Annotated in this window: 21 protein-coding genes and 2 tRNA genes; 11 read left to right on the top strand and 12 right to left on the bottom strand. The window is 72.1% G+C overall.

The genetic code is table 11. From position 1 onward, the window contains the following. Positions 1–362 precede the first annotated feature (362 nt). The 3 genes from ASG88_RS22490 (at position 363) to ASG88_RS05860 (ending at position 6,162) form a co-directional block, all read left to right on the top strand. Positions 363–4,442 carry a heterodisulfide reductase-related iron-sulfur binding cluster gene (locus tag ASG88_RS22490; protein ID WP_082599985.1) on the top strand — a complete coding sequence of 1,360 codons (4,080 nt, stop codon included), beginning with the start codon at positions 363–365 and terminating at the stop codon, positions 4,440–4,442. A 277-nt stretch (positions 4,443–4,719) separates the two neighbouring features. After that, positions 4,720–5,256, top strand: a complete 537-nt coding sequence (locus ASG88_RS05865) for a toxin-antitoxin system HicB family antitoxin (RefSeq protein WP_056886501.1) — start codon at positions 4,720–4,722, stop codon at positions 5,254–5,256. 84 nt (positions 5,257–5,340) lie between these two features. Beyond that, positions 5,341–6,162, top strand: a complete 822-nt coding sequence (locus ASG88_RS05860) for a DUF4097 family beta strand repeat-containing protein (protein WP_056886500.1) — start codon at positions 5,341–5,343, stop codon at positions 6,160–6,162. Positions 6,163–6,300: 138 nt separating this feature from the next. Here the strand turns inward: ASG88_RS05860 and ASG88_RS05855 are convergent, their stop codons facing one another. The 7 genes from ASG88_RS05855 to dcd are packed head-to-tail and all read right to left on the bottom strand — an operon-like array spanning position 6,301 to position 12,508. Next, positions 6,301–7,248: a siderophore-interacting protein gene (locus tag ASG88_RS05855; protein WP_056886499.1), complete on the bottom strand. Its 948-nt coding sequence runs from the start codon at positions 7,246–7,248 to the stop codon at positions 6,301–6,303. Then, positions 7,245–8,087, bottom strand: coding sequence for an ABC transporter ATP-binding protein (locus tag ASG88_RS05850; protein WP_056886498.1), 843 nt, complete (start codon positions 8,085–8,087; stop codon positions 7,245–7,247). The genes ASG88_RS05855 and ASG88_RS05850 overlap by 4 nt, the downstream gene beginning before the upstream one ends. Then, positions 8,084–9,139, bottom strand: a complete 1,056-nt coding sequence (locus ASG88_RS05845) for a FecCD family ABC transporter permease (RefSeq protein WP_056886522.1) — start codon at positions 9,137–9,139, stop codon at positions 8,084–8,086. Before ASG88_RS05845 ends, ASG88_RS05850 begins: the two co-directional genes overlap by 4 nt. Before the next feature lie 5 nt (positions 9,140–9,144). Next, positions 9,145–10,188: a FecCD family ABC transporter permease gene (locus ASG88_RS05840; RefSeq protein WP_082599983.1), complete on the bottom strand. Its 1,044-nt coding sequence runs from the start codon at positions 10,186–10,188 to the stop codon at positions 9,145–9,147. Further along, entirely contained in the window at positions 10,185–11,243 is a 1,059-nt protein-coding gene (locus ASG88_RS05835; RefSeq protein WP_200956366.1) for an ABC transporter substrate-binding protein, read from the bottom strand. Before ASG88_RS05835 ends, ASG88_RS05840 begins: the two co-directional genes overlap by 4 nt. Before the next feature lie 45 nt (positions 11,244–11,288). Then, positions 11,289–11,933 (bottom strand): Pr6Pr family membrane protein, encoded by a 645-nt coding sequence (locus ASG88_RS05830; protein WP_056886496.1) that lies wholly within the window; start codon positions 11,931–11,933, stop codon positions 11,289–11,291. Next, the gene (dcd, locus tag ASG88_RS05825) at positions 11,933–12,508 is read right to left on the bottom strand and encodes a dCTP deaminase (protein ID WP_056886495.1); all 576 of its coding nucleotides are present in this window, start codon (positions 12,506–12,508) and stop codon (positions 11,933–11,935) included. Before dcd ends, ASG88_RS05830 begins: the two co-directional genes overlap by 1 nt. Before the next feature lie 54 nt (positions 12,509–12,562). On the opposite strand from dcd, the gene ASG88_RS05820 reads away from it, so the two are divergent. The 5 genes from ASG88_RS05820 (at position 12,563) to ASG88_RS05805 (ending at position 16,378) form a co-directional block, all read left to right on the top strand. Then, a complete protein-coding gene (locus ASG88_RS05820; protein ID WP_056886494.1) occupies positions 12,563–13,336 on the top strand; it encodes an SGNH/GDSL hydrolase family protein in 774 nt (257 codons plus the stop codon). A 65-nt stretch (positions 13,337–13,401) separates the two neighbouring features. Next, a tRNA-Gly gene (locus ASG88_RS05815) sits at positions 13,402–13,477 on the top strand. A gap of 34 nt (positions 13,478–13,511) precedes the next feature. Further along, a tRNA-OTHER gene (locus ASG88_RS22950) sits at positions 13,512–13,645 on the top strand. A gap of 349 nt (positions 13,646–13,994) precedes the next feature. Continuing rightward, positions 13,995–15,287, top strand: a complete 1,293-nt coding sequence (locus tag ASG88_RS05810; protein WP_056886493.1) for a C39 family peptidase — start codon at positions 13,995–13,997, stop codon at positions 15,285–15,287. After that, the gene (locus ASG88_RS05805) at positions 15,287–16,378 is read left to right on the top strand and encodes a hypothetical protein (RefSeq protein ID WP_056886492.1); all 1,092 of its coding nucleotides are present in this window, start codon (positions 15,287–15,289) and stop codon (positions 16,376–16,378) included. Before ASG88_RS05810 ends, ASG88_RS05805 begins: the two co-directional genes overlap by 1 nt. Here ASG88_RS05805 and ASG88_RS05800 read toward each other — a convergent pair. Then, positions 16,375–17,379, bottom strand: a complete 1,005-nt coding sequence (locus ASG88_RS05800; RefSeq protein ID WP_056886491.1) for an App1 family protein — start codon at positions 17,377–17,379, stop codon at positions 16,375–16,377. The genes ASG88_RS05805 and ASG88_RS05800 overlap by 4 nt on opposite strands. Positions 17,380–17,415: 36 nt before the next feature. On the opposite strand from ASG88_RS05800, the gene ASG88_RS05795 reads away from it, so the two are divergent. Next, a complete protein-coding gene (locus ASG88_RS05795; RefSeq protein ID WP_056886490.1) occupies positions 17,416–18,039 on the top strand; it encodes a DUF2461 domain-containing protein in 624 nt (207 codons plus the stop codon). A 6-nt stretch (positions 18,040–18,045) separates the two neighbouring features. Here ASG88_RS05795 and ASG88_RS05790 read toward each other — a convergent pair whose 3' ends face one another. Together ASG88_RS05790 and ASG88_RS05785 are read right to left on the bottom strand one after the other, a co-directional pair. Further along, positions 18,046–18,825 carry a hypothetical protein gene (locus tag ASG88_RS05790; protein WP_056886489.1) on the bottom strand — a complete coding sequence of 260 codons (780 nt, stop codon included), beginning with the start codon at positions 18,823–18,825 and terminating at the stop codon, positions 18,046–18,048. Beyond that, positions 18,822–19,352, bottom strand: coding sequence for a SigE family RNA polymerase sigma factor (locus ASG88_RS05785; RefSeq protein WP_056886488.1), 531 nt, complete (start codon positions 19,350–19,352; stop codon positions 18,822–18,824). The genes ASG88_RS05790 and ASG88_RS05785 overlap by 4 nt, the downstream gene beginning before the upstream one ends. 115 nt (positions 19,353–19,467) lie before the next feature. On the opposite strand from ASG88_RS05785, the gene ASG88_RS05780 reads away from it, so the two are divergent. Then, positions 19,468–20,061, top strand: a complete 594-nt coding sequence (locus ASG88_RS05780) for a hypothetical protein (protein ID WP_056886487.1) — start codon at positions 19,468–19,470, stop codon at positions 20,059–20,061. A 9-nt stretch (positions 20,062–20,070) separates the two neighbouring features. Here the strand turns inward: ASG88_RS05780 and ASG88_RS05775 are convergent, their stop codons facing one another. Together ASG88_RS05775 and ASG88_RS05770 are read right to left on the bottom strand one after the other, a co-directional pair. Beyond that, positions 20,071–20,529 (bottom strand): RrF2 family transcriptional regulator, encoded by a 459-nt coding sequence (locus tag ASG88_RS05775; protein ID WP_056886486.1) that lies wholly within the window; start codon positions 20,527–20,529, stop codon positions 20,071–20,073. A 150-nt stretch (positions 20,530–20,679) separates the two neighbouring features. Next, positions 20,680–21,585 (bottom strand): sulfite exporter TauE/SafE family protein, encoded by a 906-nt coding sequence (locus tag ASG88_RS05770; RefSeq protein WP_056886485.1) that lies wholly within the window; start codon positions 21,583–21,585, stop codon positions 20,680–20,682. 260 nt (positions 21,586–21,845) lie between these two features. Between ASG88_RS05770 and ASG88_RS05765 the strand changes: the two genes are divergently transcribed. After that, positions 21,846–23,720 (top strand): acyl-CoA dehydrogenase, encoded by a 1,875-nt coding sequence (locus tag ASG88_RS05765; protein WP_056886484.1) that lies wholly within the window; start codon positions 21,846–21,848, stop codon positions 23,718–23,720. Positions 23,721–23,723: the final 3 nt, after the last annotated feature.

Raw genomic sequence — 23,723 nt, 5'->3', positions numbered from 1 at the left:
TGTTCCCGTGCCGCGGACCCCCCCGGATCCGTGGTGCTGCTCGAGCGCCTCGCCTGGCCGAAGCCTGCGATCTCGATGGGTCAACACTCGCAAGGTGCCCTCAACGGCTCTCCCACCACAGATCCACCAGTTGGTAACAAAGCTGGGAAAGCCATGGCGCCGCGCCTGGCGGTCGAGCCCGGAGGGACGACCCGGGGCCCAGCGGTGAGTGACCCGTCTCACCTCCACGGGTGAAGTTACCGACAGGTAGGATCCTCCGGGTACGCGAGACGCGGCGCGCTCCGGGCACGCCGCGGCACTACGCTCGCCAGACGTCCGCACGACGGCACGTCGGACCCGCCGAAACCGAGGAGCAACCCCTCATGCAGATCATCGCGATCGTCGTCTCGCTGGCCATCACGGCCGTCGCGGTCGGACTCGCCGTCCAGGCCATCCGCTCGATGCTGGCGGTGATCCGGACCGGTGGGCCTGACACCACGCGCAGCGACCAGGCGGGACGACGGCTGGCGACGATGTTCAAGGAGACGCTGGGTCACACCCGGATGCTCCAGTGGACGTGGATCGGCATCATGCACTGGTTCGTCTTCGCGGGCTTCATCTTCCTGTCCTCGCTCGTCTTCGGCGCCTACCTGCTGATCTTCGACGCCCACCAGGCCTTCCCGGTGATCGGGACCTGGATCGTCTACGAGTGGCCGGTGGAGCTGCTGTCCTGGCTGACCCTGATCGGCATCGTCTACCTGATCGCGGTTCGGCAGAAGAACCACCCCCGCACGCTGGGCCGTCGCTCCCGCTTCTTCGGGTCGAACTTCTGGCAGGCCTACTTCGTCGAGGCCGTGATCCTGAGCGTGGTGCTGCTGGGCATCCTGCTTCGCACGATCGAGTACGCCCTGCTCAACAACGCGTCGTACGTCGCGGACCACCCGGAGGCCGCCGAGCACAACGGACTCCTCCACTTCCCCACGACGGCGTGGCTCGGCGAGCTGTGGTCCGGGCTGTCGCTCGGGACGCTCGAGAACCTCGTCTACTTCCTCGCGATGGTCAAGATCCTCGTCTCGATGACCTGGCTGATCGTCATCGCCCGCAACATCACCATGGGCGTGGCCTGGCACCGCTTCACCGCGTGGTTCAACATCTTCTACAAGCGCGAGTCCGACGGGTCCACCGCGCTGGGTGCGATGAAGCCGCTCACCTCCGCGGGCGTGCCGGTCACCCTCGACGACATCGAGGAGCTCGACGAGGACTCCACGCTGGGTGTCGGCAATGTCGAGGACTTCTCGTGGAAGAACATGCTCGACTTCACCACCTGCACCGAGTGCGGCCGCTGCCAGTCGCAGTGCCCCGCGTGGAACACCGAGAAGCCGCTCTCGCCCAAGCTCCTCATCACCGCGATGCGCGACCACGCCTACGCCAAGGCGCCGTACGTCCAGGCCGGCGGCGAGGGCAGCGAGGCTGCCACCGCGCTGCTCGAGAAGGACGAGGTGCTGGCCCGCGAGGCCGCCCGTCCGCTCGTCGGCGACACCGGTGACGAGTGGTTCTACATGCCCGAGGACGGCACCGCCGTCATCGACTCCGACGTGCTGTGGAACTGCACCTCGTGCGGTGCCTGCGTCCAGCAGTGCCCCGTCGACATCGAGCACGTCGACCACATCATGGACATGCGCCGCTACCAGGTGCTGGTCGAGGCCAACTTCCCCGCCGAGCTCAACCAGCTCTTCAAGGGCCTGGAGAACAAGGGCAACCCGTGGAACATGTCGTCCACGGCGCGGATGGACTGGGCCAAGGGCCTCGACTTCGACGTCCCCGTCGTCGGTGAGGACCTCGAGTCGCTCGAGTCCGTCGACTGGCTGTTCTGGGTCGGCTGCGCGGGTGCCTACGAGGACCGCGCGAAGAAGACCACCCGCGCCGTCGCCGAGCTGCTCGACATGGCCGGCATCTCCTTCGGCGTGCTCGGCAACGGCGAGACCTGCACCGGTGACCCCGCCCGTCGCGCCGGCAACGAGTTCGTCTTCCAGGGCCTGGCCATGCAGAACGTCGAGACCTTCAAGGAGTACAAGGTCAAGAAGGTCGTCTCGACCTGCGCGCACTGCTTCAACACCCTCAAGAACGAGTACAAGGACTTCGGCATCGAGCTCGAGGTCGTGCACCACACCCAGCTGCTCAACCGCCTCGTCCGCGAGGGCAAGCTGACCCCGATCCAGGACGGCGCGGGCGCCGCGAAGCGCTCGATCACCTACCACGACCCCTGCTACCTCGGCCGCCACAACCAGGTCTACTCGCCCCCGCGCGAGCTGCTCCAGATCCTGCCGGGCGCCGAGTTCACCGAGATGGAGCGCAACTCCGAGAAGTCCTTCTGCTGCGGCGCCGGCGGCGCCCGCATGTGGATGGAGGAGAACATCGGGGAGCGGATCAACCTCAACCGCACCAAGGAGGCCGTCGGCACCGGCGCCGACCAGATCGCGGTCGGGTGCCCCTTCTGCCGCGTGATGCTCTCCGACGGCCTCACCTCCGAGCAGGCCAAGGGCAACGCCCGCGAGGAGGTCGAGATCCTCGACGTCGCGCAGATGCTCCTCGCCTCGGTCAAGGGCGAGCCCGCTACCAAGGCCGGGCCCGGTACGACGTCCGCGCCCGCCGCCGCTGCGGCCGCCGGGGCCGCCACGGCCGGTGCCGCCTCGGGTGCTGCCTCGTCGACCGACACCGACGTGGCCACCAAGGCCGAGCCGGAGCCGGGTGACGTCACCGTCACCGAGGACACGGTCACCGAGACCGCGGACGTCGGCCCCGCCGCCAAGGCCTCGGGCGGCTCGTCGCTCTTCGACGTCGAGGGCTCGACCTCGGACACCGCACCCCAGAAGTCCGTCGCCGACACCCCCTCCGACGCGACCCGCGCGTCCGGGACCCCGAAGAAGGAGGAGTCCGGCTCGCTCTTCGACCTCGGTGGCGACGAGCCGGCCGAGAAGCCCGCGCCGGCCGAGCCCGCCGCGGCCACCGCAGCCACCCCCGCTCCCGCGGAGCCGGCCGAGAAGCCTGCCGCCGAGCCGCAGTCCGACCTGGGCTCGGGCGGGTCGCTCTTCGACCTCGGTGGCGACGAGCCGGCCGAGAAGCCGGTCGAGAAGCCCGCGCCGGCAGAGCCCGCCGCGACCGCCACGGCCACCCCCGCTCCTGCGGAGGCCGCCGAGAAGCCCGCCGCCAAGCCGCAGGCCGACCTGGGCTCGGGCGGCTCGCTCTTCGACCTGACCCCCGACGAGCCCGCCCCCGCCAAGCCCGCCCCTGCGGCCCCGTCCGGGGGCAGCGCCGAGGCTTCTTCCTCAACCGAGGCCCCGGCCCAGCCGGCCACGGCGAAGGCGGAGACGCCGAAGGCTGCACCCGCCGCCGCCCTGGGCTCGACCGGCTCGCTCTTCGACATCGCCGCCGAGCCTGCACCGAGCGGTGAGCCAGCCACCTCCGCGGCCGCCCCACAGGTGGCTGACGCACCGCCCACCGACACGCACACGGCCGACACGCCCGACGGCGGTGAGGCAGCCACCCCCACGCCCACCCAGAAGGTGGCTGACGCACCGGCACCGGCATCGTCCGGAGCGACCTCGACCCCGGCCACCTCGATCCCCGAGGGCGGTTCGCTCTTCGACCTCGAGGCCCCCGCGCCGGCCGCGCCGGCTGCCGCACCTGCCGCCGAGCCGGCGACCACTCCCGAGGAGCCGCAGGCGGCGACGCCCGAGGCCACCCCGGAGGAGCCCCCGGCGACCACCGACGAGGCGACCGCCCCGGCACCCGCCCCGACCGAGGACTCCACGCCGGCCGACGAGGCTGCGGCCGACGAGGCTGCGAGCCGGACGACCGAGGTTGCGGCCATCCCGGCCGAGGAGACCGCTGCTCCGGCCGCGAGCTCCGGCCGGACCAGCACCCCTGCCACCTCGATCCCCGAGGGCGGTTCGCTGTTCGACATCGAGGCGCCCACCCCGGTGGCCGCCCCGGCAGCCGCATCCACGACCGTCCCGTCCGAGGCCACCCCCGAGGAGCCGCAGGCCGCGACGCCCGAGGCCACCCCGGAGGAGTCGCCGGCGCCGTCCGACGATCAGGCCGCTCCGGCGACCGGGGCGACGGACGCCCCGGTCGAGACGCCGGCGCCCGAGGGCCTGGCCGGCGGCGCCGCGCTCAGCGAGGCGGCGACCGTCGCCGCGGCCGAGGACGAGCCTGCAGACGGGGCGACCGCCGCGGCGACGCCCCAGCAGGATGAGGCCGAGGAGGACGAGGCCCAGCCGGAGGCCGAGGACGAGGACGAGCAGGCCGCAAAGTCGACCGGGTCGGCGGACGTCCCTGCGGACGTCCCGGCGGCGGCGTCCGACGACCAGCCGGACACCCCGGCGCCGACGTCGAGCGGGGCCACCCACACCCCCAAGACCGACGTGGACATCCACAGCTCGGGCTCGCTCTTCGACCTCTGAGCGCCACGCACCACCACGCACGACCACGACCACGGACGCGGCCGACCGGACATCCGGCGGCCGCGTTCGTCGTACCCGGCTGTTGTCGTCGTAGACCCGCGGACACAACTCCGGCCGGGCCCGCGTCGTACGCCTGGAACCGCCGACACCAGGAGGGTTGTGTCCGCGAGTCCACGCGCGCCGGACACGCCGGAGGAGCAGGGGTCGCACCAGCGTGACGACACCCTGACACCAGAAACCCTTGTCATGACGTCACCGTGATGTCATAGTGGTGCGTATGGACATCACGCCGTACGTCGACAGCCTCCGCCGCGACCTGCTGGCCGCCGCCGAGGCCGGTGGCGACGAGGCCCGCCAGGTGGCCGAGCGCCTGGGCTACGCGCTGGACGCCAGCGCCCGCCTGGCCCTCATGGAGGCCATCTCCCAGGCCGCGGCCGAGATCAGCACCGAGCTGCCCCAGGGCGGCGTGGACGTGCGGCTCAACGGCCGCGAGCTCGACTTCGTGGTCCAGGTGGCACCGACGAGCGCACCGGTCGCCCCCACGCCGCCGGCTCCGCCCCGGCCGGAAGACGTCGAGGAGGGCGACCTCGCCCGCATCACGCTGCGCATCCCCGAGTCGATCAAGACCAGGGCGGAGGAGAAGGCCACGACCAGCGGCCAGAGCCTCAACACCTGGCTCGTGTCGGTCATCCGGGCCGCCACCTCCGACCACGCGATCAACGTGGACATCGACCTCTCGAGCATCCCGTTCTTCGGCCACGACCCCTTCAAGGGAGGCAACCGCGGCAACCGCCGCATGACCGGCTGGCTCTGACCAGCACCCGCACCGTCCGTCCGGCGCCACAGCGATCCAGCACCCAGGCTGGACCGCGGGCCGAGCACACCCTGGAGACACCCCATGGAGCACACCTTCGACACCCCGGACCCGATCGAGCTGTACGTCGAGCTGGGCAAGGGCCGCATCGACGTCACGGCCACCGACACCGACACCACCTCGGTGACGGTGAGCGGCGACCACGCCGAGGAGGTAGTCGTGGAGCAGCGCGACGGCCAGGTGGCCGTGGTGGTGCCCCGCACCACCGGCTTCCTCAGCGGCGGCAGCCGTCGCTACACCGTCTCGGTCGTGCTGCCGACGTCCAGCGCGCTCGCGCTCAAGACGGGCAGCGCGGACACCCGGGCCCTCGGCGAGTACGGCGCCACGTGGGCCACCACGGGCAGCGGCGACCTCAGCGTCGAGCTGGTGAGCGGACCCCTGGAGGTGCAGGCCGGCAGCGGCGACCTGAGCTTCGCCGAGCTGCGGGGGGAGGGCCGGATCAAGAGCGGCTCCGGCGACGTCCGGGTCGGCCGCGTCGGCGCGGCGCTGACCCTCTCCACCGGCAGCGGTGACGTCGCCGTCGACTCGGTCGCCGGCAGCCTCGCCGTCAAGACCGGCTCGGGCGACGTCCGCGTCGGCGAGAGCACCGACGACGTGTCCTTCTCCACCGGCAGCGGCGACCTCCAGATCGGCGTCGCGCGGCGGGGCCGCTTCACGGTCAAGGGGGCCAGCGGCGACGTCCGCCTCGGCATCCCTGCCGGCACCCCCGTCTGGACCGACATCACCACCGTCACCGGCAGCATCCACAGCGACCTGGGCGGCACCGGCGAGCCGGCCGAGGGCCAGGACCACGTCGAGGTCCGCGCACAGGTGGCTACCGGCGACATCACCCTCCAGCAGCGATGACATCCACCCCGATCAGGAAGGAGCACGCCATGTACGGAACGACCGAGATCGAGCAGATCGCCCGGCACCACCGCGACGAGCGGCAGCGCGCCGCCGCCCGGCGCTGGACCCGCAAGCCCTGAGGCACGACAGCACGAGTCAGGACTTCATGGCGACGCCCCGGCGCCAGTAGCCCATGAACGCCACCTGGCTGCGGTCCATCCCCAGCTCCCGCACCAGGTGCCGGCGCAGCCCGGTCACGACCTTGGACTCCCCCGCGATCCACGCGTAGACGCCGTCCAGCTCGTGACCGACCGTCCGGGAGGCCTCGATCTCCTCGCCCGAGGAGGAGTACGACGGGGTCTCCCACAGGTCGGGGTCCACCTCGTCCGGGGACACCTCGACGACCGCGCCGGGCGTCCCGAGGTGGGCCACGACAGCGGCGTGCAGACGCTCCCCCAGGGGCGCGCCGTTGCGGGGCAGCCAGGTCACCGAGACGCCGTCGGGACGGCGTACGTCGACGACGTCCCCGGTCTCCGGGACCTCCATGAAGACGGCGCCCACCGCCGAGGACGGCAGCTGCTCGAGCACCGCGCACACCGCCGGCACCGCCGTCTCGTCGGCCGCCATCAGCACCTCGGCACCCGGACCGGGGGTGAACTCGATGCCCCCGTAGGGGAAGCCGCGACGCGGCGCCATCATCACCAGCCGGTCACCCGGGGCGGCCTGCGCGGCCCAGAGCGACCCCGGACCCACGGCGTCGCCGTCGAGGTGCAGCACGATGTCGACCACGATCCTGGTCTCGACACCGGTGCCGCGGACGTCGCGGACGGTGTAGGTGCGCATGTGGCCGCGCTCGGCGACCGGCCGGTCGAACCACGTGGAGAACCACGAGTCGTCGGCCCCGGCGACCGTCGTGAGGCCGCCGGTCAGCGGGTCGGGGAACACCAGCTTGATCCGCTGGTCGTAGCGCGGCCCGTCCACGCCGAAGTCCGCGAGCTCGGGACCGCCCAGCTCGACGCGGACGAACGACGGGCTGAGGCGCTCGACGGAGACGACCTCGACCTCGCAGAACAGCATGGGCAGTCGGTCGGATGTCACAGTCATCGGTTCTCCTGGTTGGTGACGCTGAGGTGGCGGCCCACGGGGACCACGAGCGGGGTGTGCGAGACGGGGTCGTCGATCACCCGGTTGTCGAGGCCGAAGACCTCCCGGACGACCTCCTCGGTGACGACCTCGCGGGGGCTCCCCTCGGCGACGACCCGGCCGCCGCGCAGGGCGACGAGGTGGTCGGCGTACCGGGCCGAGAGGTTGAGGTCGTGCAGCACCATCACGATGGTGGTGCCGCGACGGGCGTTGAGCTCGGCGAGCAGGTCGAGCATCTCCACCTGGTGGGCGACGTCGAGGTAGGTCGTGGGCTCGTCGAGGAGGAGCAGGTCGGTGCCCTGCGCCAGCGCCATCGCGATCCAGACGCGCTGGCGCTGGCCCCCCGAGAGCTCGTCGACGACGCGGTCGGCCAGGCCGAGGGTGTCGGTGAGCGTGAGCGCCTCGGCGACCGCCTCGTCGTCCGCGGTCGTCCAGCGCCGGAAGGTGCCGTGGTGCGGGTGCCGGCCGCGACCGACGAGGTCGACGACGGTGACACCCTCGGGCGCGACGGGGTTCTGGGGCAGCAGGCCCAGGACGCGGGCGACCTGCTTGGTGGGCTGGCGGTGGATGACCTCGCCGTCGAGCAGCACGGCACCCGACTGCGGCCTCAGCAACCGCGCGAGCCCGCGCAGCAGGGTCGACTTGCCGCAGGCGTTGGCCCCGACGATGACCGAGACCTTGCCGTCGGGCACCCGGAGGTCGAGGTCGTGGACGACCGCGGTGTCGGCGTAGCCGAGCGTCAGCCCGGCGGCCGCCAGCCGGGAGGTCCCGGTGCCGGCGTGGGTGGGGGTGGCGGTCATGCCGCCCTCCTTCCGGTGCGGCCGCGCACGAGCAGCCAGAGCAGGAACGGTGCACCGACGGCGCCGGTGACGACGCCGACCGGCAGGTTGGTGTCGGGGATCAGGTAGTCGGCGACGTAGTCGGCCGCGACGACGATGAGCGCGCCGGCGAGCGCGGACCCGAGGATCGTGGTCCGCCCGCCATTGAGGGCCCGGGCGATCGGGCCGGCGAGGAAGGACACGAAGGCGATCGGCCCCGCCGCCGCGACGCCGACCGCGACGAGCACCACGCCCAGCAGGAGCAGGAGCTCGCTGCGGGCGCGCGAGACACCGAGGCCCGCGGCGGTGTCGTCACCCAGCTCGGTCGCGCGCAACGACCGGCACAGCCACCAGGTCACGGGCAGCAGCACCGCCAGCGCGAGGGCCAGCAGCCGGATCGTCGGCCAGGCGACACCGTTGACGCTGCCGGTGAGCCACCGCAGGACCAGCTGCGCGTCGTACTCGTCGACCCGCGTGAAGACGTACTGGATGACCGACTGCATCGCCGCGGCGAGCCCGATCCCCACCAGGATCAGCCGGTGCCCGCCGTGCGGCCCGGCGACGAGCCGCACGACCAGGGCGACCGAGATCGCGCCGAGGACGGCGACGCCCGAGACCGGCAGCCCCTGCCATCCCCACAGCGCGATCGCGACGACCGCCGTGGCGCTGGCCCCGAGGCTCACGCCGATGATGTCGGGGCTGGCCAACGGGTTGCGCAGGGTGGTCTGGAACAGCGCTCCGGCCACGCCGAACGCGACGCCCGCGAGCAGCGCCAGCACCGCGCGGGGCAGCTTGCTCTCCATCAGGATGTACGTCGCGCCCGGGATGTCGGTGCCGGTCAGGATCCGGAAGAAGTCCGGCACCGTGATCGTGTAGTCGCCGAGCAGCACGCGGGCGGCGAAGGCACCGAAGAGCGCCACGGACAGGCCGCCGATGACGAACGCATGCCGGCGCTGCGGCGTACGACGGGCGGCCCGGACGACCTCGAGTGCGTCGACGCCGGGGGTGGCGGCGGTCCCGGTGGGGGTGAGCATGTCGGTCACAGCGCTCCGCTCCCGGACCGGCCGCGCCGGATCAGTAGGAGGAAGACGGGCACGCCGACCACGGCGGCCATCACCCCGACCTGCACCTCCGAGGGCGGCAGGACGACGCGGCCGAGGGTGTCGGCGAGGACCACGAGCGCGGCGCCGCCCAGCGCGGACAGGGGCAGCAGGCGGGCATGGTCGGAGCCGACGAGCGCACGGACGGCGTGCGGCACGACGAGGCCGACGAAGGCGATCGGGCCGGCGAGCGCCGTGGCGGTGCCGGCGAGGAGGACCACGGCCACCCCGAGCACGATCCGGTCGATCGCCGTACGACGCCCGAGGCCGCGGGCCAGGTCGTCGCCGAGCGCGAGCGTGTTGAGGAGCCGGGCGCCGCTGAGCGCGAGGACCGCCCCGACGAGCAGGAAGGGCGCGCCGGTGAGCAGCACGTTGAGGTCGCGGCCCCCGATGGTCCCCACCTGCCAGTACCGGAAGGTCTCCATCGTCTGGCGATCGACGAGCAGGACGCCGGTCGTCCAGCTGGTCGTCGCGGCGGTCAGGGCGGCCCCGGCGATGGCGAGCTTCATCGGGGTGGCGCCGTCGCGGCCCACGGAGGCGATGACGTGCACCAGCACGGCGGCCACCGCCGCGCCGAGGAAGGCGACCCACAGGAAGTCGCGCAGCTCGGAGACCCCGAAGACGGCGAGCCCGATGACCATGGCGAAGCTGGCGCCGGCGTTGATGCCGAGGATCCCCGGGTCGGCCAGCGGGTTGCGGGTGAGGCCCTGGAGCACTGCGCCGGCGAGGGCGAGGGCAGCGCCCACCCCGAGTCCGAGCAGCGTCCGCTCCACCCGGGCCTGCGAGATGTTGTGCAGGGGGTGCGACCCGTCCCAGACGGCCGCCAGCGGGATCGACCGGGCGCCGACGACCACCGACAGCACGCACGCGACCGCGACCGCACCCACGAGGAGAGCAGCCACGGTCGGCGTGCCGAGCCGGTGCGGAGGCGTGGCCCCGTGGCCGGCCTCCGCCTCGTGCTCGAGGACGGGCGTCGAGGTCACGAGCCCGTGACCGCCTCGGCGACCTTCGGGAGGAAGGTGTCGATGACGACCGGGATGGACAACGGCGTCGGGTTGGTGGAGGCCATCGCGATCTCCTTGTCCGACTCGGCGTAGAAGTTGCCCGAGGCGATCGCCGGGATCTGGCCCAGCAGGTTGTCGTCGACGAAGGTCTGCGCGTCACCGGGCTTCTCGACCCAGGTGAGCAGCACGTCCGAGTCGAGCTCGGAGGAGCGCTCCGCGGAGACGGTGCCGTAGAACTCGCCCTCCTTGATCGCACCGGCGACCGCGTCGGCGTCGACCATGCCGAAGTCGCGCAGCAGCGCGACGCGCGGGTCCTGCGGGGCGTAGATGCCGACGGTGGAGAGGTCGACCGGGGTGAGGTAGCCGTAGATCAGCGAGGCCCCGTCGAGCTCGGGGTAGTCCGCCTTGGCCGCGTCGATCGCGGCCTGGGCGTCGGCCTCCGCCTCGGCGGCCAGGTCGGTGCGACCCAGCGCCTCGCCGACCATCTCGAGCGAGGTCTGCCACGGGGTCGTCCACGGGAACTCCGGGTAGGCGACGACCGGAGCGATCTTGCTGAGCTTGGCGTACTCCGCCTCGGTGATGCCCGAGTTGGTCGCCAGGATGAGGTCGGGCTCGAGCTGCGCGACCTCGTCGATCGGGGCGCCGTCCGCGTCGTCGTACCGGACCGGGGCCTCGGCGCCGGCCTCGTCGAGGGCGGCGTCGAACCAGTCGGAGGAGCCCGCCTCGTTGCCACCCCAGGTGATCTTGGTGGCGCCGACGGGGACGACACCGAGGGCCAGCGCGTGGTCGTGGTCGGTCCAGCCGAGGGTGGCCACGCGGGTGGGCTCCTCCTCGATGGTCGTCTCGCCGAAGGCGTGCTCGATCGTGACCGGGAAGGCGTCGGCCTCGGCCGAGGTGGTGGCGGTCGGCTCGCTGGCCGTGGCGTCGCTCGAGGTCGAGCCGGTGCTGCACCCGGTCAGCAGCGCGGCGGCCAGGCCGACCGTGGTGGCGGCGACCGTGGTGCGCAGGGAGGCGCGGTTCATGGGGATCTCCATCTAGTGAGGCAAGCCTTAGTGAGGCCAGCCTAACTTAGGTTTCCCTTACCTATGTTGCGGGGTCCGAGACATACGTTCATCGGCCTTCCAGGCGAGGCCGGCGAGGGCGACGAAGAGCACCGCGATCCCGACGGACGCGACCGCTACGTCGCTGTACCCGCGCTCGTCCACGTCGAGGAACGGATAGGGGTAGAAGCCGGTGACCGCCCCCCGGACCAGGGTGTAGGCGAGCCAGGCGACCGGGAAGGCCAGACAGGTGAGCACGTCGCGCCCGCGGATCCGCCCACGGGGACCGAAGGCCACCCAGCCGACGACGGTCAGCAGAGGTACGACGACGTGGAGCAGCTTGTCGGCGAGGTAGTCAGCGCCGGACAGGTCGAGGATCGGGCGCAGCAGGAACCAGTGGACGACCCCGGTCACGGCGATCGCGACCAGCGACGTCAGGCGCAGCACGCGCCAGCCGTCCGCGTCCCGGTCCCGGCCGAGGGCCAGCGTCCACGTGACGACGGCGACCAGGATGTTGAAGAGCACGGTGAAGTAGCCGACGAAGCGGACCAGCCGCTCCCCCAGCGCCGGCGGGTCCACCTCGTCGAGGACGGCGTTGCCCTGCCAGACCAGCACCAGCTGGAAGACGACCGCGAAGGTCGCGACGAGTGCCGTCGCCAGGTGCCAGGCCCGGCCGCGACCCATCAGATCTTGGTGCGGTGGAAGCTCTGGAACGAACGGCTCGGCGTCGGGCCACGCTGTCCCTGGTAGCGCGAGCCGTACTTCTCCGAGCCGTAGGGGTGCTCGCTGGGCGAGGTGAGCCGGAAGAAGCAGAACTGGCCGATCTTCATGCCCGGGTAGAGCTTGATCGGCAGCGTCGCGACGTTGGCCAGCTCGAGGGTGACGTGGCCGCTGAAGCCCGGGTCCACGAAGCCCGCGGTCGCGTGGGTCAGCAGCCCGAGGCGGCCCAGCGAGCTCTTGCCCTCGACGCGAGCAGCGATGTCGGCGGGCAGGCTGACGACCTCGTACGTCGACCCGAGGACGAACTCGCCCGGGTGCAGGATGAACGGGTCGTCGCCCTCCGGCTCCACCTCGCGGGTGAGGTCGGACTGGTCGGCCGCGGGGTCGATGTGCGGGTACTTGTGGTTCTCGAAGACCCGGAAGAACCGGTCGAGGCGCACGTCGATGCTCGAGGGCTGGAGCATCTCGGGGTCCCACGGATCGAGGGCGATCCGGCCCTGGTCGAGCTCGGCGATGATGTCGCGGTCGGAGAGCAGCACGGAGGCAGCCTAGGGCCTGCGCGCGGCGTACCACCCGGTCTGGACAATGGTCGGGTGACCTTCCACCGCTTCGTCGCCCTCGGCGACTCCTTCACCGAGGGCGTCGGCGACCCCGACCCGACCCGCCCCAACGGCCTGCGCGGCTGGGCCGACCGGGTGGCCGAGGTGCTGGCCGCCCGCACCGACGACTTCGGCTACGCCAACCTCGCGATCCGCGGCCGCAAGCTCGACGGGATCATCGCCGAGCAGGTCGAGCCGGCGATCGCACTGCGCCCCGACCTGGTCACGATCTACGCCGGGGCCAACGACATCCTCCGGCCGCAGGTCGACCTCGACGCCCTGGCGGAGCGGTACGACGCCGCGCTCGGGCGGCTGGCCGGCACCGGCGCCCGCCTCCTGGTCTTCACCGCCTTCGACCCCGGTCACTCCGCGATCTACCGCCCGCTGCGGGGCCGCTTCGCGCTCTACACCGAGCACGTCCGCTGGGCCGCCGACCGGCACGGGGCGACCGTCGTCGACTTCTGGCGCATCCACGACTACCGCGACTGGCGCTACTGGGACACCGACCGCATGCACATGGGCCCCCTCGGCCACCAGCGCATGGCGATCGCCGTGTTGGACGCCCTCGAGGTCGCACACGACCTCTCCGTCGAGGACCTGCCGGAGGCCGCGCTCCCCGGCCGCCGCGACGCCTGGACGCAGAACGCCGCGTGGGCCCGCGAGTGCCTCGCGCCCTGGATCCACCGCCGCCTCACCGGACGCTCCTCGGGCGACAGCGTCAACGCCCGACGCCCCGCCCTCGCCCCGCTCCACCTGCCGGCCGACTGAGTGCCGGTGCGGGTGCGCCCGCCGTACGGGACCGGTGGTGGTCGGGTACGATTCCGGCGCATCCTGCGGATGTAGCTCAGTTGGTAGAGCGCGACCTTCCCAAGGTCGATGTCGCGAGTTCGAGTCTCGTCATCCGCTCCAGTTTCTTCCCAGAGGTGAGAGCGTCGCGCCGAGCGCGACGCTCAGCCCACCGTCGATGTCGCGAGTTCGAGTCTCGTCAAGTTTCTTCCCAGAGGTGAGAGCGTCGCGCCGAGCGCGACRCTCAGCCCACCGTCGATGTCGCGAGTTCGAGTCTCGTCATCCGCTCCAGTTTCTTCCCAGAGGTGAGAGCGTCGCGCCGAGCGCGACRCTCAGCCCACCGTCGATGTCGCGAGTTCGAGTCTCGTCATCCGCTCCAGTTTCCCAGAAGGCCATGCCGATCGTCGTCGGCGGGGCCTTCATTCACTTTCCCGGGGTAGTTGGGGACGAAATGGTGGGCCACCGGACGGATTCCCGTCGATTTCGTCCCAAACTACGCAGGCTCGGCGAATGACATCGATGTAACTCACGGCGTGTCGCTCCCATGATTCTCGTGGGGCGGATGGGAAACTTGCGCCCTTTGTGATCAGAGGGGACAGTGTGACGGTCCGCGTCACTGCTCTGATCGAGGTCTTCCCCCATGCCCCTCTCGGACCGCACCCCCGTCACCACCCGCCGGTCAAGGCGTCGTACGACGCTCGCACCCGGTCGGCGGAGCCCCGGACGCGCCGTCGCGGCGGGCCTCGGAGCCCTCGTGCTCCTGGTCGCCACGGCGCCCCTGCTGCCGGGCGGCTCGGCACCCGACGCCACGATCACGCCGCAGGCCGGCGCCGGGCTGCGGACGAGCAGCACCGCCGGCCCCGGCGTCGTCACGCCCGAGATGCAGGCGGAGATCGACCGCGTGGTCCGCGAGGGCCTGAGCGCCCGGGTCTCCGCCCGGACCTCGACCCGCGCCCTCGCCGAGTCGGCCGCCCGGTGCGCGACCTTCGACGGCCAGCGCTACTGCCTCGGCACCGGCTGGACCACCTCGAGCGAGCGTGAGGTCGCCGCCCGGATGGCCCGCAGCACACCGTCCGGCCGCGAGCGCACCGGTGACCTCGACCCCGCCGCGGCCCTGCGCCAGCAGGCCCGCCGGACGCCCACGGCCCGCGCAGCCGCCGAGCGCGCCGAGCTGACCGCCGCCGCCAAGTCCGTCGCCAAGGTCTGGCTGCTGCGCCACGAGGTCCAGGGCGTGCCGCTGCCGGCCGACTTCGCCGAGCGCCACCCCGAGGCGATGCTCTCCACCCAGGCACGCGACACGACGACGACCACGTCGACGAGCACCCCCGTGGCCCCGGCCGCCGCGTCCCCCAAGACCGCGGCCGACTACCCCGAGACCTTCACGATCCTCAAGCAGAAGCAGGTGCGCCCGCAGCAGCGCTACTACTGGTGCGGCCCGGCCACGGCGCAGATGATCGGCTGGGGCTGGAACGGCTCGCGGCGCGGCCAGGCCTACTGGGCCGACGAGCTCGGGACCACCACCGCCGGCACCGCGATCACCGACATGGTCCGCACCGTCAACGAGACCACCGGCTGGGGCGGCGCCGACTACGCCGGCGAGTACATCGTCCTCGACATCGGCGACTTCAGCTTCAAGCAGTGGTACCTGCTGATGATGAAGCACGTCCACGACTACCGCGCGCCGGTCGTGCTCCACCCGATCCTGCTCAAGCAGTACTTCCCCTACCTCGACGACGACGCCTCCGGCCACTTCCAGGTCGGCCGCGGCTTCGACCAGAACCCGGGCGGTCGGCCCAAGCTCGGCTACTTCGAGCCGTGGGACCAGAGCAAGTTCGACCCGTCCGAGCCGCGCATCGCGCGCACCCAGTGGCAGAACGCCTACAAGAGCTTCCGGGCCAACAAGGCGCACTTCCAGCACAACGTCGGCGTCTGATGCTCCGCACGCGCACCCGTACGACGCTCGCGGGCGGCCTGCTCGTCGTCCTCGGCGCGCTGACGGCCTGCGGGGGCGGTGCCGACGAGCCGGACGGCACCACCAGCCCGACGCCGGAGCCCACGGAGCAGACGACGGAGACGTCGGAGCCCGAGGACACCGGGACCGCCGGTCCCCTCGACTGGCAGCCGACCGGCCACACCGTCGAGGACCGGGTCGTCCGCGGCGCCGGCTGGACGGCAGTCGCCACCGAGACCGAGGTGTCCTTCGAGCCGGTCGGTGACGGCGAGCCCGTCGTCGTACCGGCCGTCGAGGGCCGCACCGTCGACGCGGTGCTCCTCGAGGGCGACCGTGCCGTGGTCTCCTTCGCCGCGGGCGACGCGACCCCGACCGGGGCGGCCGTGCGGGTCGACCTGGTGACGAGCACTCCCACCGAGATCGTCTCCCCCGAGCCCGCCAACGGCGGCTCGTGGGCCATGCACGACGACAGCCTCTGGTACCCCACGCTCGGCGAGGGCGGCGCCTACTGCCTGGCCACCCTGGCGGTGTCCGACGGCAACGGCGAGGACGGCTGGTGCGCGCCCGAGCGGACCGGCTTCAGCAACCTCACCGCGGGTGAGCACGGGGTCGGACTGATGACCTTCGACGACGTGCGCCCGGTCGCCTGCCGCACCGTCCACGTGCTCGACCAGACGGGCCAGCCGCAGCCCGTCGAGGGCCCGACGGAGTGCACGGCCTGGGACGTCGCGCCGACCTCGACCGGGGTCGTCTGGTCCGAGGTGCCCCGCGAGCAGCGCCAGGAGGTCGCCCGCTTCAGCGCGAGCGTCGACGGCGCGGTGGAGTCCCTGGGCCGTGGCACGACCGGCACGCTTGTCCCGTGCGGCGGGGACGCGTTCTTCGTGCGCGACCCGGCGCGACGTACGGACCCGGCCCGGCTGATGCGCTGGGACGGCACCGCACTGAGCGTGGCCTACGAGTCGGAGTCGACCGGCAATGCCTTCCTCGGCGAGCCGGAGTGCGCCGACGGCATCGTCACCGTGTCGTCGTTCGGCGAGTCCGGCGACGAGCAGGTCTGGGCCGAGGTCGGTTAGAGCACGCCGCGCAGCCGGTCGGCGAGGTCGTGCCCGTCGGGCCCCCGCACCTCGGGGCGGGCGTGCCACGCCGGGTCCTCGCGCATCTCGGTCGGCGTGCCGTGGGCGAGGACCTGCTCCCCCATCGACAGCTCACGCAGCGCTATCGCCCGCACCCGCTCCGGGTGCTCGCGCGCGAACTCCGCGTAGATCACCGGGTCGCGCTGGCCGTCGTCGCCGACCAGCACCCAGCTGATCGCCGGGAAGTCGGCGGCCAGGCCGCGCAGGCAGGCCAGCTTGTGCTCGCGGCCGCTGCGGAACCACCCGGTGTTGGTGGGCCCCCAGTCGGTCAGCAGCAGCGGACCGCGCGGGAAGCCGTGGTGGGCCAGGAACCGCGACAGCGCCCGGGCTGCGTTCCAAGGGCCGGTCGAGACGTAGATCGTCGGTGCGGTCGGGCGGTCGGCCAGCAGCCCGGCGTACAGCTCGGCCATGCCGTCGACGGGCTTGCGCGCCTCCTCGGCGAGCACGAACGTGTTGTACGTCGCGAGCAGCAGCCGCGGCAGCCACGTCGTGATCACCGTGTCGTCGATGTCGCTGACGATGCCGAAGTCCTCGTCGTCGGCGACCACGACGACGTCCGCGGTGCCCGGCTGCGCCCCGTCGACCGTGAGGTCGACCTGGTGCCAGCCCGGCGCGAGCCCGGCCCGGGGCAGCCGGGCGTCGACGATGCCGGACCGGTCCGTGGTCACCACGAACGACTCGCCGGCCACGGTGACCGTCACCTCGACCCCGCCGACCTCGGCAGTCAGGAAGTTGCGCCAGCCGCGCCGCAGCTCGTTGCCGCGGCCGGTCCGCTCCGCAGGGCGGTCCAGGACCACGCGGGCCAGGACGCGCACGAAGTCGGCGCCGCCGTAGCCGGCGTACCCCACGATCCGCGGCTGCCAACCGGCGCGCGTGAGGAGACCTCCGAGCGCACGGTTCCACCGGTCCTCGACGACGGATGCCAGGTGGGGCCTGCTCATGGCGCCGAGTCTGGCAGAGATCGCTAGGGTCGGCGGGTGAGCTTCACCGGATTCCCCGTCGCCGCCCTCGACTTCTACGACGACCTCGAGATGGACAACACGAAGTCGTTCTGGGAGGCCCACAAGACCGTCTGGACCGAGTCCGTCAAGGCGCCGATGACCGCCCTGGTGACCGACCTCGAGGCGGAGTTCGGCAGCGCGAAGGTGTTCCGCCCCTACCGCGACGTGCGCTTCGCGAAGGACAAGACGCCGTACAAGACCCACCAGGGCGCCTTCGTCGGCGTCGCGCCGCGCACCGGCTGGTACGTCGAGGTGTCGGCGCGCGGGGTCCGCACCGGCGCCGGCTTCTACGACGCCGACGGCGAGCAGCTCGCGGCCTTCCGCACGGCCGTGGCCGAGGAGCGCCGCGGCACCGAGCTCGAGCGGGTCCTGGCCGCGATCGAGGCCGAGGGCTTCGAGGTGAGCGGCGAGCAGCTCAAGACCGCGCCGCGCGGCTACGACCGCGAGCACCCGCGGATCGGGCTGCTGCGGCACAAGCAGCTCTTCGCCGGCCGGACGATCGGCTTCGAGCCGGTGGTGCACACCCCCGAGCTGCTCGACCTGGTCCGCGACGACTGGCGGGCGCTGCGACCGCTCGTGGAGTGGCTCGCCCGCGCCTGACGCGCCTCACGCGTACCAGGCATCGCTGGTGGCGAGCGCCTCCATCTCGGCCATCGTCAGCACCGGTTCGGGGGCGACCACGACGCCCTCCTTCTCGCCGGTGCTGTTGTATGCGATCACGTCGACCTGCCAGCCGTCGACGGTGGCCAGGGTCAGTGACCGCTCGAGGAACGTCGGCGGGACCCCGGTCCCGCCGGACTGGCGCACGTCCTCGCGCAGCAGACGGGAGCCGTCGGACAGCGTCGTGCAGTCGGGTTCGACGGCCGGCTCGCAGATGTGGCTCGGCGCCAGTGGTTGCTCGCCGTCCTCCACCACCAGGGGGTTGTTGTACCACCGGATGCGGAACGAGACGAACCCGCTGCGGACGGTCCCGTAGAAGAGCCGGGGCAGGTCCTTCCCGGACTCGTCGACGAAGACCTCGTGCACGTCGCTGGCTCCGGTCATGTCCCGGATCGTCTGCGCCATCTCGCTCGGTGGGACCAGCGGCCGCAGCACGTCCGCGGGCGGGGCCACGTCCGGGGGCCCGGCGGTCGGGCCCGAGGCAGCGGGCTGGACCGGCCGCGGGTCGCGCGCGGTCTGCGGGTCTCCGCCGAGGAGCTGGGGTACGGCGAGCGCCGTGGCGCCGACGACGGCGACGGACGCGAACGTCGTACCGATCCGGGCGCGGCGACGACGGGTGCGGCCGCGGGAGACGCCGCCGGCGACGAGCCGGTCGACGTCGGGGAGGACGAGGTCGTCGGCGGTGCGCCGCAGCAGCAGGTCGACGTCGTGGTCGGGGATGGTCATCGGGAGCCTCCGGACTCGATGAGGTCGTCGAGCGAGGTGCCCAGCACGGCGCGCAGGCGGTCGAGCGCCCGAAGCGTGCGGTTGCGCACGGCCTGCCCGCTCACACCGAGCGCGGCAGCGGTGTCGGCGACTGAGGTGTCGTCGAGGTACCGCATCACCAGCACGGCGCGGTCGAGGGGCGCGAGCTCCTCGAGCGCGGCGGCGAGCGTCAGCCGGGTGGCCGCACCGTCTTGGTGCTGGGGTCCGGTCACGGCCTGCTCGGGCAGGTGCTCGGTCGGGCGCTCGTGGTTGCTGCGGCGGCGCTGGGCGCTGATGTAGGTGCGCACCAGCGTGGTGTGGGCGTAGGCGGCGGGGTTGTCGATCGCGCCGACGAGCGGGCGGTGCCACCGGACGAAGACCTTGGCCAGGGTGTCCTGGACCAGGTCCTCGGCGCGGTGCGCGTCGCCGCAGAGCATCCAGGCAGACCGGTAGAGCTGGGGCGTCCGCGCGCGGGCGAACTCCTCGAACTCGTCGTGCCTGCGCGACATCTCGCTCCTCGGGGTGGGCCGGCGTCACTCCTCAGACGCGCCCCACCACCGAGTTGTTGCACACCCCCACCCCGACGTTCACCGTCCGGTCGGCCGGGGGTGCCACGGTGCCGCCATGGCCAAGCGCACCGTGTACCTGCACCTCGGTCCCGCCGTCCCGGGCATCACCGCCCCCCACGAGGCGCTGCGCGACCACCCGGTGCTGGTCGCGGCGGGCGTCGCCCTCCCTGCGCTGGACCAGCAGGCCATGGACCGCGCCGACGTCGAGATCCGTCGCCGGCACAAGGCGGTCGGCGTACGACGCAAGGACGTCGAGGGCGCCTGGGCGAAGGTCTGTCGCAAGGCCTACAAGCTGAAGGGTGACGTGCTGGTCAGCCAGCCGGACTTCCTCGACGCGGACCCCGACCAGGTCGCGCTGGCGATGGACGGGTTGGTCGGGATGCGGCTGCACGTCATCGTCACCCCGGCCGCGCAGCCCGAAGGAGCTGCAGCCGCCGACCTGGTCGGCCCCTGGGCGGCGTACGTGAAGAAGGCCTCGCGCATCCACGTGCTGCCGGTGGGCGAGGACCCGACGGCCGACGCGCTCGCCGCAGACCTTGCACGGGTCGTCCTCGAGGCGCGGGAGGCCGAGGTGGAGCGCCGGCTGCTCAAGCTGACGAAGCAGCGCCGCAGGATCCGCGAGCGGCTCACGCGGGTCGACGCGGCCTGACTTCCTCGCTCAGTGCGGCTGCCAGGCGTCCTCGTCGGCAGTGAGCGAGGCGACCTCGGGCGGCAGGGTGCCGTCGGCGAGGTCCTGGATCGAGACGCCCTCGAAGACTCCGCGCAGGGAGCTGCGGGCCGCGATCCAGACGTGCTGCAGGACCTGGGCGGACTCGCCGTAGGCGACGGCCTCGGGCCGCAGGCCGTAGACGGAGACGAGCGGCCCGTCGACGGCGCGGATGACGTCCGCGACGGTGACGGTCTCCGGACCGCGGGCGAAGCGCCAGCCACCGGACTGGCCGCGCTGGGACACCACGATGTCGGCGCGGCGCAGGTCGGCGAGGATGGCCTGGAGGAACCCGTGGGGGATGTCCTGGGCCTTGCCGAGCTGCTCGGCGCTCACCGCAGAGCCGTCGGAGCGGACGGCGATCTCGATCAGCGCCCGGAGGGCGTAGTCGGCCTTGGCGGAGACGCGCATGGGAGCAGTTTGTCAGACATGTCGGTCAAGTCACTCCACGTTGGCCCCCGAGTGGTCCTCGCGGCGTCCGCGGGAGGGCGTGCAGACGGCGGCGACAGGAGCCAAGGACCCTGTCGCCGCCGGCCGGGGGTGCGTGACGGCGTACGCCGCTCAGGCGGTCGCCGGCTCCACCGGACGGTCGTCCGAGTCGGCCAGGGCACGCGCGAGGCGCTCCTGCTTGACCGCCCAGGCGATGCCGGTCACCCAGAGGGTGAAGAGCACGGCGGCGGCGAGGGCCACGACGACGCCGGGGGCGCCGAGGGACTCGAGCACCGTCTTGGTGTTGGTGAGCACGATGAGGCCACCGGCCGCGACGCCGAGCACACGGGCGGCGAGGTGCTTGACCAGCCAGGCCGCGATCGGCGCGGCGACCACACCGCCGGCCAGCAGGGCGCCGGCGTAGCCCCAGTTGATGCCCTGGCTGCCCAGCGCGAGGATGAAGCCGAGCGAGCCGCCGACGGCGACCACGAACTCCGAGGTGTCGATCGAGCCGACCACCTTGCGGGGCTCGAGGCGGCCGCTGGAGAGCAGCGACGTCGTGCCGACCGGGCCCCAGCCGCCGCCGCCGATGGCGTCGAGGGCTCCGGCGACCAGGCCCATGGGGGCGAGGAAGCCGGCCGAGGGACGCGCCTTGAACTGCGGGCGGCGACCGCCCAGGCGCAGGAACCGGTAGATCACGTAGATGCCGAGGCTCAACAGGATCGTGGCAACGATCGGCTTGGCGACGGCGGCGTCCAGGTTGGACAGCGCCGTCGCGCCGATGAACGCGCCGACGAAGCCGGGCACGGCCAGGATCGAGACGGTGCGCCAGTCGACGTTGCCGAGCTTGTGGTGCGAGGCGCCCGAGACCAGCGAGGTGCCGATCTCGGAGAAGTGGACGGCGGCGGAGGCAGCGGCCGGGGCGACACCGGCAGCGATCAGCAGCGTGGAGGACGTGACGCCGTAGGCCATGCCCAGGGATCCGTCGATGAGTTGTGCGATGAGCCCGACGAAGCCGAGCACGATGAGCTTGCGCATGGAGGTGCGACCCTTCGATTGCGTATGTCTATGGAGAGAGTAGAGATACGTAATCTAGGTGGTCAAGACGTGGAGATACCCAGAACCAGTGATCCGCGACATGTCGCGTTCGTGTTGCGCAGGACCGTCCGGCGAGGCATCATTTTGTTACTGGCGAGTAGCAGCACGGGCTGCTCGCCGCCGGACCCGCTCCGCGGGGACGGCCACCACTGGACCGGATCCCTCCCAGGACCGGTGCCCCGAAACGGAATAGGTGGATCGTGAGCCACTACAAGAGCAACCTGCGCGACATCGAGTTCAACCTCTTCGAGGTGCTCGGCCGGGACGAGGTCCTCGGCCAGGGTCCCTTCGCCGAGGTCGACGGCGAGACCGCGCGCGAGATCCTCGCCGAGGTCGCCCGCCTGTCCCGCGACGACCTCGCCGCGTCGTACGTCGACAGCGACCGCAACCCGCCGGTCTTCGACCCCGAGACCCACACCGCCCCCGTGCCGGAGTCCTTCAAGAAGAGCTACCAGGCCTGGATGGACTCCGAGTACTGGCGCCTCCAGATCCGCGAGGAGCTCGGCGGCACCCCCGCCCCGTCCTCCCTCGTCTGGGCCATGGGCGAGATGGTGCTCGGCGCCAACGCCCCCGTGTGGATGTACGCCGCGGGCGCGCCGTTCGCCGGCGTCGTCTACAACAACGGCAACGAGCGCGACAAGCGTGTCGCCGAGCTCATGGTCGAGCGCCAGTGGCCGTGCACCATGGTCCTCACCGAGCCCGACGCGGGCTCCGACGTCGGCGCCGGTCGCACCAAGGCCACGCCCAACGAGGACGGCTCGTGGAACGTCACCGGCGTGAAGCGCTTCATCACCTCCGCCGAGGGTGGCCTCAGCGACAACACGATGCACCTCGTCCTCGCCCGCCCCGAAGGCGTCGAGGGCGCCGGCGGCCCGGGCACCAAGGGCCTGTCGCTGTTCTGGATGCCGACCTACCACTTCGACCACGAGACCGGCGAGCTCACCGGCGAGCGCAACGGCGTCTACGTCACCAACGTCGAGCACAAGATGGGCATCAAGGTCTCCAACACCTGCGAGGTCACCTTCGGCGACCCGCAGGTCGGTGGCGGCGAGCCGGCCCGTGGCTGGCTGCTCGGCGAGGTGCACAACGGCATCGCCCAGATGTTCGACGTGATCGAGAACGCCCGGATGATGGTCGGCACCAAGGCCATCGCCACGCTCTCGACCGGCTACCTCAACGCGCTGGAGTACGCCAAGGAGCGCGTCCAGGGTGCCGACCTGACCCAGGCGGCCGACAAGACCGCCCCGCGCGTCACCATCACGCACCACCCCGACGTACGCCGCTCGCTGATGACGCAGAAGTCGTTCGCCGAGGCGATGCGCGCGCTCGTGCTCTACACCGCCACGTGGCAGGACCGCGTCCAGGTGGCCGAGCACGCCGGCGAGAAGGACGAGCTGGCCGCCGCGGTCAACGACCTGCTGCTGCCGATCGTCAAGGGCTACGGCTCGGAGCGCTCGTGGGTGCTGCTGGGCACCGAGTCCCTGCAGACGCTGGGTGGGTCGGGCTTCCTCCAGGAGTACCCGATCGAGCAGTACGTCCGCGACGCCAAGATCGACACCCTCTACGAGGGCACGACCGCCATCCAGGGCCAGGACTTCTTCTTCCGCAAGATCGTCAAGGACCAGGGCCGCGCGCTGGGCCACCTGGCGAAGGAGATCGAGTCCTTCATCGCCTCCGAGGCCGGCAACGGCCGCCTCAAGAACGAGCGGGCCCTGCTCGCCACCGCGCTCGAGGACGCCAACGCCATCGTCGGGCACATGATCAACGACCTGATGTCGGCCGACGCCTCCTCCGAGAACGGCGACCTGCGCAACATCTACAAGGTGGGCCTCAACACCACCCGCCTGCTGATGGCGCTCGGCGACGTGGTCTGCGGGTGGCTGCTGCTGCGCCAGGCCGAGGTCGCGCTGGAGAAGCTGGGCGGCGACCCGGGCAAGGACAAGGCGTTCTACGAGGGCAAGGTGGCGGCCGCGCAGTTCTTCGCGCAGACCAACCTGCCCCGGCTCACCGCCGAGCGGGCCATCGCCGAGGGCATCGACCTCGCGCTGATGGACCTCGACGAGGCCGCGTTCTGACCT

The organism is Nocardioides sp. Soil777 (genome assembly GCF_001428425.1).
Lineage (GTDB): Bacteria > Actinomycetota > Actinomycetes > Propionibacteriales > Nocardioidaceae > Nocardioides > Nocardioides terrigena.
This window is presented reverse-complemented; position numbering and strand designations above follow the sequence as displayed.